Source organism: Bacteroides finegoldii DSM 17565, assembly GCF_000156195.1.
GTDB lineage: Bacteria > Bacteroidota > Bacteroidia > Bacteroidales > Bacteroidaceae > Bacteroides > Bacteroides finegoldii.
Map to the genome: position 1 here is coordinate 12,450 of NZ_GG688342.1, position 11,890 is coordinate 24,339.

An 11,890-nucleotide genomic window follows, 5' to 3' on the forward strand; every position below is an offset into this window, starting at 1 on the left:
GATAGAAAAGGTCGAAAAGAAAAAAAGAAAGGCAGCATAATCTGACTAAAATAACAGGAAAAACAGGAGAGGTTTTAACTTCCCCTAAAAAAGACATGTACATAATGCATGGGTGGGAAGGAAAAAACAAGAATATGTAAACAATATTCTACAAAAAAGATAGAAGACTGGGAGAGTTGAACGAAAAAATCAAGAGAAAAGCTTTGCTTTACGTGAGCTTTTCTCTTGATTTTTTAGAAAGAGGAACATTTACTGAATATCCCTCCTTAGTGGCCTTCTTTTTTATGTTTAAATGGATTTTGTAGATTGAAGTAGAGGGCTAATAAAACAGAAAAGGAGCAAAGTTTTATTATTTACTCCTTTTATATATTAAACATAATATTGATTATTCCTCCAATATAGTTTCTTTTTTTGCTTCTGTTCGATCATCCGTTAATAACAAGCAATGGCGTATCGGAATGAAATATCATCTTTCTGGCAATACTAGGATTAAATAATCGAGCAAATATATTTCTTTTATATGAAGTCAATGTAATTATATCTATTTGGTTATCCTTGATATATTGGTCAAGCCCTTTCAATAAATTATTATTCATCACAACGTCATAATGGATTTCTAGACCTGGGTATTGTTTATGGAAATATTCTTTTATTCCTGCAAGTTTTATTTCATTCCACGTATCTTTAGATTCCGTAAGATGTATCAAAAAGACAGAAAAATGGAACGATTTCCAAGTGTTAAAGAATGCCTCAAAAGCTATTAAATCTCTTTGATCAAAATTAGTTATAAAAGCAATCCGTTTGACTTCACTAAATTGTTTAAATGGAGTATTTTCTGGAATAGCTAATACTGGAACACGGCTTCTATCAATGACCTCAGCGGTTACACTACCGATCAAATCAATATCTTTTTGGTTTTTTCCACGAGTTCCCATGATGATAACAATAGGACGTTCTTCCTTTGCATATCTGAGAATCTCTTCTTCAGGAATGCCTTCTCGTAAAATACAACTATATTTGATATCCGGAAATTCCCCTGAAACTATTTTTTCTTTTATTTTAGCTGATAAGGTGTTGAGATCAGAATGAACTCTATGAATAATAGTTTTTACAGTCTCTTCATCTCCAACTTGGTAATTGAAGACATCACCATACGGCAATGAGGACGCATATATTGGTGTAAAATAAACGTGTAATAAGATAACTTCTGCGTTCTCAGTTTTTGCTAAGTTAAAAGCAAATTCACATGCTTTCATCGAGTAATTAGAGAAATCGACAGGAATTAAAATCTTATTTGATTTATTCTCTGTTTTAGGTTCCTTCTCTCCCACTATACTTTCAGATAACCAAGTAGAACTTTCAGTTATTTTTAGTGCACGTGGTAAATCACTTTCTTTGATTCGTAAACGAACCCCCGAAGAAACGACTGGTTGTATTTGATTAACATTATGAATGTATGTTTCAATACCTTCATTTTCGAGGACATTCTTTAATATCTGAGCTTTTGTATATGTCAGAATGGCTAGAGTTACTAATTTATCTTCCATAAATGTATATTTTATAAGGTGAACAAATAAGAAATCCCAATTGTTTTATTCAATTGGGATTCGGTTTGTTATATTTTAAACTTGCACAGATTCGGTAGCCTGTTCTTTTTGCATACTCAGATTTAATTCATCTAAAATTTTTAAAGCCCGATCAAGAACGGTCGTATCATCTATCATTACAAGCCCACCATCCGGACCGGGCTCAAGATGTATTCCGACACTTTTTCCCTCCTTGAAATTATGACCTCCGAAGAAGTTTCGCACGGTATCTACGTGTAAACCAAGTTCGTCTGCTATTCTATGCATGCTACCGCTGGGCAATGAATCTTTAATCTTACGAAGTTCATTAAATGTTATTGTTCTCATGTCTCGTAAATTTAATGGTTAATACTATGTGATCTTTATCACGCTATAAACTTAAGCAAAAAAAAAGATAAAACAAATTATTTGCTTATCTTTTTTTCTTAATTTATAAAATCTATTATTCTTGTTTATATAGCTTCAATGGCAGAAGCTGGTACCCATCCAACTTTTCCATCTTCTAATCGAATTTCTTTCCATTCTTTCATCGAATTATCTTTAATACTTACTTTTCTCCCTTCATGAAGAATAAATAAGCTAGTACCACTTTCGCTTGGAGTACTACGAACAGTAACACTTGGATTCATCACTATTGCTTCGTTTCTGATTACTAAATGCTCTTTTTGTTCAGAAGCAAACAGATTGGCACATATAGTAATGATTAAAAAGATGATTCCTGAGATGAATCCAGTTTTTTTCCATAATATCTGCTTTGAAAAGACGAATGAATAGAGAGCTACAATTAATAAAATGAAAGAGATAATTCCTAATGTAGCCCAAGCATCTACGCTCATACTATTTATCAACGACTTGATCCATGAAACAAAAAAGACCTCAGGAATAGCTTCCACCTTGTCTATTGTTTTTGCACGAGCTACTTCAAGGTTAGCCCGAATATCACTATTGCCGGGTTGTAGCAGTAAGGCACGTTCGTAATTAAGAACAGCTTTGGCTATTTCTCCTATCTTATAGTAGCTATTTCCTAAATTATAGTACACTTCAGCCGCTTCTCCATTTTTGAGCAGTGCTTCGTAGATTTGAATGGCTGCGGTATAATCTTCTTTTATATATGCAGAATCTCCTTCCGTTTTTGTAACATTGGCCAATGTGTTATTGGAAAACATAGTGGTACTTGCTGCATGGATGGAATCCCCTTCATTCACTTGCTTGGAATCAACATTCAATGAATCCTGCCCAAAACAAGTGATTGATATTAACGTTAATATAAAAAATAATATTTTTTTCATGACATAATCTCTTCTAGGTTAATGTTTAATTGAATTCTCCATTTTGCTTATTACCTCTATTGAAGATGAATAAACCTTGTCCATAGCTTGATTTTCGTCTCCCGGAGCGAAACGGGCAAATTCACAATCATTTAGTGCATTTAAGAAATCCTTGATTAATTCCTCGCTTACTCCGTGATTTCTCAATTTTTCTTCTATATTGTCCTTGGACAAACGAGATACAGGAATATTTAATTTGTCACTAATATATCCCCATAAAGCTTTCAATACTTCATCATAAAAAGCATCTTTTTTATTTTCAGAAAGCAGTTTTCCTGCTAATTTCATACGTTTGGTAGCCACTTTGTTGGCTTTTTTGGTTCGTACTTTAGCGACATTCGCATTTTCAGCAGCTTGCTTGCGATAGATGATAAAGAATATTATAAAGGCAAGAGCCGGAATAATATAGAAAAGCCAATAAGACATGGAGCCGTAGAAGAAACTTCCTTTAGGTTGGAAAGTTACTTCATTCTGTTTGATGTAACGAATATCTTTACCTAATACTTTTAAGTCTTCCTTGTTGGTAAAGTTCGCAATTACCTGGTCGGCATTTCCTGCACCTTTTTCAATATTCACTACATATTCTTCCGTTTTCAGAGTTTTGTATGATTTGGAACGAATGTCAAAATAGCTAAAAGATACCCCTGGAATCTTATATGTGCCGGCATGTCTAGGGATAGCTAAATATTCAATTACTCTGTTACCTGTAAGTCCTTCCCGAGTTAATCTAACTTGATTGTCTACTTTAGGATCATATACTTCAAAATCTTCCGGGAATTTTATTTCCGGATTAGAAATTAACTTCAAATTTCCTGTACCGGAAATCACTAACTTAATAGTGATAGCATCATTGGTTTTTAATTCTTTACTATTGATAGAAGAAGAAACTGTAAACTCTCCTACTCCCCCTGAGAAATCAGCCGGTTTACCAGCCGGAAGCGGACTTACATTTATTGCTATCTTAGGGGTAGCAATAGATTTTTTAATTTCTATAACGTTACTTCCTCCATTAAAGAATGCATCAAAAGGGTCATCCGATTGTACTGGTTTGCCTATAGTCATTTGGAATTGTGCCGGATCTATGTACAATTTTCCGGATTGTTGAGGGAATAGCACGAACTGACGATAGACAGTTGTATAATAATTACGTCCACGATAATGTTCCGGAGTCCATCTGGCATTTGTTGTCATTTCAATCTCTTGTGAATGAAAACCTTTGAAATCGGGTAACTTTGCATTATTCAATTGCAAATTAGACTCTCTGGTATAAATTTTATAAGTCAAGACAAATGCCTCCTGCTCAAATACATTCGTTTTACTAGCCGTCGCAGTAATAAATAGATCTTGATCGGATACACTCGTACCGGAAGAGGAATGGGCGGAAGAACCTCCTTGTCCACCATTGCTGTTCTGGTCTTGTGGTAAAACCTTGATTTTTACGGAGTTTGATACCATTTGGTTACCATCGGCCACAATTGAAGCACCGCCAATTGTGTATTCACCGGCAGTATTGGCCATCAATATATACGTAAATGTAATACTACTCGTAGATGTTACGTTGCCATTTACAATCTGAGTACTACTTTGTTGTGAACGGCTTGGTCCCATCAACACATCAAATCCTTTGATTGATGGGGCTCGGAAATCTTTTACTTTTTGTGTAGTTACGGTATAAGATAGTCTGAATTGATCGCCTACTACTACTGCGTCAGGAGCAGAAGCAGTAAAAGACACTTTATCGGCAAATGCCTGAGTGCTATATGCTATCAATGCTATCAATATGATAATCAGTTTCTTCATTGCTTATGAAATTTATATCGTCAACTTTATATTACCAATCTTTTTCCAAACGACCACCTTGCATAACCTGCTGTTGCTTCTTTACTTTATCCTGTACGTCTTTCTCATCTTGCATCACAGAATTAAGCAATTGTTCAGCGTTTTCTTTTGACATCTGATTCTTTTGTTTCTCAGATTTTGGAGGTTGTTGTTGATCCTTCTTTTGGTCTTGCTTCTGATCGTTCTGTTTATCTTTGTTCTGGTCTTGCTTTTGATCTTGCTTTTGCTGATCTTTATTTTGATCCTGATTTTGATCCTGATTCTGTTTATTTTGTTGTTGGTCTTTCAACATTTTTTGTGCAAGAGCCAAATTATACCGGGTCTCATCGTCAGCAGGATTATTACGTAAAGACATCTTATAAGCATCCACAGCCTTTGCATAATCTTTACTGGCTTGAAGAAGTACGCCCATGTTATGATATATTTGAGCCAACTTCATCTTATCCTTCTCAATATTGCTGGCCGATACATATTGTTCCATAGCTTCCTGCATTTTCTGTTGTTGTGAGAGTGTATTCCCTAAATTATACATAGATACTGTAGATTTAGGATTCACCTCCAAAGCTTTCCGATAATTCACTTCGGCATCCACAAACACACTGTCATTAAACAGGCGATTTCCTTTGCGGATATAGTCACGTTCTGCTTTCTGAGCCGATACAAAGGCGGCTGACAGCAGAAACACAGCGAATAGAATATATTTACTTTTTAACATGCGCATAACTACTTCTTATTAGAAAACAGATGAACGTTCTTAAATAAAGGATTCTTGCGATCTAAAATTAATATTTCCGCTAATAACAATAATAGAATAATCCAGGCAATAGCTTGGAACTGTTCATTAAACTCCGTATATACCTTAGATTCCACATCAGATTTTGCCATCTTATTGACTTCCTGATTGATTGCTTTTTGAGCTGAGTTAGAATTATCTACTCGTACATAGATACCTTTTCCTTCTTTGGCAATCTCCTGACACATTGTTTCATTTAAGCGGGTAACAATCACATTACCCTCACGGTCACGCCGATAATCGTTGGTACCTTCTGCTGGGATAGGAGCACCATCGGGCATACCTACTCCCAACACATTAACTTGGATACCTTTTTCAGCAGCAGCTTTTGCCGCTTCAACAGCACCACCTTCATGATTTTCACCGTCAGTAATTACGATAATGGCGCGTCCTACTCCTTCTTGTGGAGTAAAGCTACGTGCAGCCAAATTAATCGCTTCTCCAATAGCCGTACCTTGCTTGGATATCAATGAAGGATTGATAGATTCCAGAAACATTTTAGCGGAAATGTAATCACTGGTAATCGGTAGTTGAGTGAAAGCGTCACCGGCAAATACAATCATTCCCACTTTATCATTGTCAAGTTCATCCACCAATCTGGATATCAGTCTTTTGGCTTTCTCCAAACGGCTGGGTTGTACATCCTGAGCGAGCATAGAATTTGAAATATCCAGTGCAATGATGACTTCCACGCCTTTACGTTTTACTGTTTCCAGTTTGGAACCAAACTGAGGACGTGCTAATAATACTGAAAACAAACCGATAGCGGCAAAAAGTATCCAGAATTTTACATCCGGGCGATATTTGGATACATCGGGCATTAACTGCGCCAATAAAACCGGATCTCCAAAACGTCGGATATTCTTTCTTCTCTTGTAGTTGGAATACAAGTAGAAAGCTGCTAAAAATGGTAATAGCAGCAATAGGTATAAATATGTAGGTTCTCCAAATCGAAACATCTTTCTTAACTATTTTACGATTGACTAATTTACGGTTGACCACCTTATGGAATCTTCTTCAGTATGGAATTACGCAATAATACCTCCAATAGAACACAAAGGAAAGCAGCTAGTGCGAACCAATGATATTCCTCATCCCGTTTGCTATACTCTTTTACATTCAGCTTAGTCTTTTCCAGCTTATCAATTTCTTCGTACACCTCTTTCAGTTTCGAATTACTTGTAGCCCGGAAGTAATTACCGTCCGTAGTACCTGCAATTTGCGTCAATGTTTTCTCATCAATTTCAACAGGCATACTAACATATTGTACAGTATTTCCTACCGGATAAGGATAAGGCGCCATTCCATTCGTACCAACCCCGATGGTATACACACGAATTCCAAAGCTTTTTGCTATTTCAGCAGCTGTCATAGGAGAAATATCACCTTTATTGTTAGTACCGTCTGTCAGCAAAATAATGACTTTAGATTTTGCTTTACTGTCTTTCAGTCGAGTTACAGCATTTGCTATTCCCATACCTACGGCAGTACCATCTTCAATAAGACCGCATTTGATATTGTGAATCATATCTAGCAATACAGCATGATCCACAGTCAACGGGCATTGAGTAAAACTCTCACCGGCAAATAAAGTAATACCTATATTATCATTAGGGCGTCCGTTGATAAACTCTGCCGCTACATCTTTGGCTGCTTCCAATCTATTGGGCTTTAAATCTTCGGCCAACATACTGGTAGAAACGTCAACAGCCAGCATTATATCAATACCTTCTATTTCGCTGTTCTGCCACTTATTGGTTGTTTGCGGTCGTGCGAGGACCAGAATTACCAATGTTAACGCAAAAAGACGTAAAAGAAAAGGAGCATGCAACAAATAGTTCTTATAACTTTTAGGTGTATGCGCATATACCCGAGCGTCCGAAATCTGAAGAGTAGCTTCACTTTTCCTTTGCTTCAAGATATACCATACAATATAAGGTATAAGTAGTAATAGCAAAAACAGATATTCTATATTGGCAAAAACCATTTTATTTATGATTTAACAGTTTACTTTTAGTATTCAAGTTACTCATTCTTTACACAAAAAGATTGTATATCTGCATACCTATATATATAAAGACACCAATCAATGCCGCAGACAAAAGTGCAATTCCGCAAATCAACATTACTTTAACGCGTAAAGAACGTTTTTCAATAATCGTAATTTCCGTTGGTTGCGGTTTCTGATTTTCCTCTTCCGGTTGTTTTGTTTCATTGATAAAGTCAATTGCATTAATTAAGTTTGCATCATTTTCGTTCATCTGAGGATCATGCTTGGCAAACTTCACTAAATCGGCAGTCTGAAACAGTTCTTTTAGGTCAGATATAGCTTCTTTATCCTTCAATTCCAATAACTTATCAATAATTTCCGATGATGTCATTTCCAATGCATTAAATCCGAAACGATCCTTTATATACGTGCGAAGAGCATCAGTCAATTCCGTATAGTATTCCTTCGATCTTCCCTTCTGCCATACTTTCTCGATTTTGATACGTTCTATCTCTTTCATTGCAGCTTGATGTGGCGGCAATTTCGGTTCTACTTTTATCTTACGGATAATAGGTTTATTATCACGTATACGAACAATGAGATAGATCAGCAAACCGAGTAAAGGTAAAGCTAAGAATGAGCAGGAAATTAAACCGTACCAGTCTTCCCATGCAAAAGGAGCTTTCATTACAGGTTTCTGTCCGAAGAATTGATCAGGGTGTAATGTGTCGACCGGTATTGAGTAGACTTTCAGTGCTAAAGCTTTTGACTTATACTCTTTGCCATCTACAGTAACAGGTATTGGCGGCAGGTAATACAAAGCCGAGTCAAAAGAAGTGATAACATATTCCTGTGTGATTAACATTCGCTGGCGGTCATTCAAAAATTGCGTATCCGGTTTGACTGTTTCTATAATTTCCACACCTTTTACTAAAGTATCAGTATAAGCAGGGAAAATAGCATGTTGTTTAGCATCCATAGCCACTTGCAACTGCACTTTTGCCTGTTCACCGATCAGTATTTGCAATGAATCTATCTTCGCCTCTACCGTAACAGATTGTGCAGCTACTTTATCAATGGATAATAGACCTAATAATGCTATCAGAATAATATTTCTACTCATCTTTGATTTCATTAATTTCGTTTGGCAAATAAGTTCAACAATGCCTTTACGTAATCCTCATCGGTTCTGACAGAAACCGAATCCACATTACTTTTCGTAAATGTGTCGTTCAGTTCCGTCTGCTTTTGAATCCACCAATCGTGATGCGCGCGGCGTACAGCTTTTGATGAAGTATCAATCCACTGCTCATGTCCGGTTTCCGCATCTTTTATTCGCATGAGACCCACAGGAGGAAGATCACTCACTCTCCGGTCATAAACCTGTAATGCTACTACGTCATGTTTCCGGTTGGCAATAGTCAGAGCATTCTTAAAACTTTCCTGATCAATGAAGTCGGATAGAATAAAAGCAGTGCAACGTCTTTTCATTACATTCGTCAGATATTCCAATGCAAGACGGATATTAGTACGACGGCTTTCCGGTTGAAAGTCAATCAATTCACGAATGATATATAGAATATGTTTACGTCCCTTTTTAGGAGGAATAAACTTCTCTATCCGGTCTGAAAAGAAAATCACTCCAATTTTATCATTATTCTGAATAGCAGAGAAAGCAAGGGTGGCAGCAATTTCCGTCACCATATCTTTCTTCAACTGTTTGACGGTACCGAACTCCAAACTTCCGGAAACATCAACCATTAACATAACTGTCAGTTCACGTTCTTCCTCAAACACTTTTACGTAAGGTTTGTTGAAACGCGCGGTCACATTCCAGTCTATGTCACGTATATCATCGCCGAATTGATATTCGCGGACTTCCGAGAATGACATACCCCTACCCTTGAAAGCCGAATGATACTGGCCTGCAAAGATATTATTAGACAATCCTCGTGTCTTAATTTCAATCTGACGAACTTTTTTTAGTATTTCACTTGTTTCCATTTAGGGCACTTCAACCTTATTCAAAATCTTACTGATGATTTCGTCCGAAGTCATGTTATTAGCTTCCGCTTCATACGTCAATCCGATACGGTGGCGAAGAACATCATGCGCAACAGCACGTACATCTTCCGGAATTACGTAACCGCGGCGTTTGATGAAAGCGTATGTACGGGCAGCCAATGCTAAATTGATAGATGCACGGGGTGAACCACCGAAACCGATCATATCTTTCAATTCCTTGAGGTCATATTTCTCCGGAAAGCGAGTAGCGAATACAATGTCTACGATGTAGCGTTCGATCTTTTCATCCAGATATACCTGGCGAACTACTTTACGTGCTTCAATAATTTCGTCAGCTTTCAGAATTGGTTTTACGTTGAACTTTTCTCCATTAATATTCTGACGAATAATCAACTTTTCCTCTTCCAACTTCGGATAATCAATAACGACCTTCAGCATAAAACGGTCAACTTGTGCTTCCGGAAGCGGATAAGTTCCTTCCTGTTCGATAGGATTCTGAGTAGCCAATACGAGGAAGGGTTCCGGCAATGTAAATGTTTCTTTACCGATAGTAACCTGACGTTCCTGCATGGCCTCCAATAAAGCACTCTGTACTTTAGCCGGAGCACGGTTAATTTCATCGGCTAATACAAAATTAGCGAAAATAGGTCCTCTTTGAACTTTAAAAGATTCGTCTTTTTGACTGTAGACCATTGTACCTATGACGTCCGCAGGCAATAAGTCCGGTGTAAACTGAATGCGGCTATATTTCGCATCAATCAGAGAAGCAAGCGTTTTAATAGCTAAAGTCTTTGCCAAACCGGGTACACCTTCCAAAAGAACATGACCATCGGAGAGTAATCCGATAAGCAGCGATTCAACCAAATGTTTCTGACCAACAATGATTTGGTCCATACCTGTTGTAAGATTGGTAACGAAAGCACTTTGTCTTTCAATCCGCTCATTCAACTCGCGGATATCAATTGATTCAGCCATAAATACTTAATATTTTATTATTTAAATCCCATTATTTCTATATAAGCCCTGCCAATAGTAGCATAAGGCTTTTTATTTTGCCCCAAAAGTACGCCATATAATTAACGATTGCAACTAATTTTTATTAAAAAACAATGCGAAGTCTTTAGATTAAGGTACTTTCATACGCTTTTGTACATCCATAACACTTCCCCCGGCCGATACAGGGGTAAGGCCGGGGGAATGGAATTTTTATCACTTATTCTTTTGTAAGTTCCGGAATTTTTATTGTTGTGCCGTATGGTACATTATTCGGGTTCTTAATAACGTCCGGATTGTGTTTCACGATATACGGCCACATAGCCTTGGTTCCATAGAATCGCAAGGAGACCCTTGTTAAAGTTTCACCTTCTTTGACCGTATATTTAGTCTTGGTTCCGGTTATTTTATAAGAGGCGGAATCCAAATATACAGATGTTGAAGGTTGCTGCCGGATAACTTTATTTTCAGTTTTGGCAGGTGTCACTGCTTCTTTCTTTTGAGGGACAACCGGTGTCGGAGTGATAGAGGTTTTGGGTGTTTCCGGTTTTATATCTTTCACAGAGTCTTGTTCGATCGTGTCGGATAACTGTACTTCCGGCTTGACAGGCTGAGTTGTTACGGGAGGCATATCAAGAGCATTCTTGTCGGATGACGAAGAGAATAAATCCGGATAATAAATGAATAAAACAACCCCTCCACATAATAACAGAACAAGTATGATGATCGTTATTAAATAAGGAACAGGCGATTTCTCTTTTACAGAAGAATCGGGAATATTCTTTTGGGGAGTCGGCTGTATAGCAGTCTGTGCTACTTCTGCCCCTTTTGCCATCTCGCTCTTACCTTCTTGCGACCGCACTATCGTACTTTCCGGTTTTAGATTTGCCCTCAGAAGCTCTTGTTCTATAATCTCCTCCGCAGTAATTATTTCTTTCTTTTCTACAGGAACTGTTTTCGGTTCTACGACAACAGATTGTGGTTCTATAGATCGTGGTTCTACAATAGGTTGTATCTCTGTAAGAGACATTTCTTCTTTTTCCTCTTCCTTAGGCTGGGATTGTGGCTCGATAGATTCTGGTATGTCTGTCGGAATTACTTCTTCCCCGCTTTCCTCTTCTTCCGTTTCTTCTATAGGAGTGTCCTCTAAAACAGTATTCTCATTTAAAACAACCGTCTCAAAGTGTGCAAAAGGCTTGTTTATCGTATCTCTTAAATTTGCATCCGGAGAAAACGAGACTTTGGTATGGCCTTTTATTTGAAAACGTTCACCAGTGTTTACATTAACACTTTCCCGACTATCTACATCAATAAGTTTGAAAGTGTTGGAACCGAA

General features: G+C 37.3%; 11 protein-coding genes. All 11 read right to left on the reverse strand.

All coding sequences use genetic code 11. The annotated features are described in order from the left end of the window. Window positions 1-425: 425 nt before the first annotated feature. On the reverse strand, window positions 426-1,547 hold the full coding sequence (locus BACFIN_RS00525) for a universal stress protein (protein WP_007758207.1): 1,122 nt from the start codon (window positions 1,545-1,547) through the stop codon (window positions 426-428). A gap of 75 nt (window positions 1,548-1,622) precedes the next feature. Next, window positions 1,623-1,913, reverse strand: a complete 291-nt coding sequence (locus BACFIN_RS00520) for a hypothetical protein (RefSeq protein WP_007758208.1) — start codon at window positions 1,911-1,913, stop codon at window positions 1,623-1,625. A 125-nt stretch (window positions 1,914-2,038) separates the two neighbouring features. Continuing rightward, entirely contained in the window at window positions 2,039-2,875 is an 837-nt protein-coding gene (locus tag BACFIN_RS00515) for a tetratricopeptide repeat protein (protein WP_007758209.1), read from the reverse strand. A gap of 18 nt (window positions 2,876-2,893) precedes the next feature. Beyond that, window positions 2,894-4,714, reverse strand: a complete 1,821-nt coding sequence (locus tag BACFIN_RS00510) for a BatD family protein (RefSeq protein WP_007758210.1) — start codon at window positions 4,712-4,714, stop codon at window positions 2,894-2,896. A 31-nt stretch (window positions 4,715-4,745) separates the two neighbouring features. After that, window positions 4,746-5,468, reverse strand: coding sequence for a tetratricopeptide repeat protein (locus BACFIN_RS00505; protein ID WP_007758212.1), 723 nt, complete (start codon window positions 5,466-5,468; stop codon window positions 4,746-4,748). An 8-nt stretch (window positions 5,469-5,476) separates the two neighbouring features. Continuing rightward, the gene (locus BACFIN_RS00500) at window positions 5,477-6,505 is read right to left on the reverse strand and encodes a VWA domain-containing protein (RefSeq protein WP_007758219.1); all 1,029 of its coding nucleotides are present in this window, start codon (window positions 6,503-6,505) and stop codon (window positions 5,477-5,479) included. Between the two features lie 44 nt (window positions 6,506-6,549). Continuing rightward, window positions 6,550-7,533 (reverse strand): vWA domain-containing protein, encoded by a 984-nt coding sequence (locus tag BACFIN_RS00495; protein WP_007758221.1) that lies wholly within the window; start codon window positions 7,531-7,533, stop codon window positions 6,550-6,552. 49 nt (window positions 7,534-7,582) lie between these two features. Beyond that, a complete protein-coding gene (locus BACFIN_RS00490) occupies window positions 7,583-8,671 on the reverse strand; it encodes a BatD family protein (protein ID WP_007758224.1) in 1,089 nt (362 codons plus the stop codon). After that, window positions 8,671-9,540, reverse strand: a complete 870-nt coding sequence (locus BACFIN_RS00485) for a DUF58 domain-containing protein (protein WP_007758226.1) — start codon at window positions 9,538-9,540, stop codon at window positions 8,671-8,673. Before BACFIN_RS00485 ends, BACFIN_RS00490 begins: the two co-directional genes overlap by 1 nt. Further along, window positions 9,541-10,536: an AAA family ATPase gene (locus BACFIN_RS00480; RefSeq protein ID WP_007758227.1), complete on the reverse strand. Its 996-nt coding sequence runs from the start codon at window positions 10,534-10,536 to the stop codon at window positions 9,541-9,543. Between the two features lie 238 nt (window positions 10,537-10,774). Further along, the coding region (locus BACFIN_RS21110; RefSeq protein WP_007758229.1) for an HU family DNA-binding protein at window positions 10,775-11,890 on the reverse strand (1,116 nt) is incomplete at its 5' end.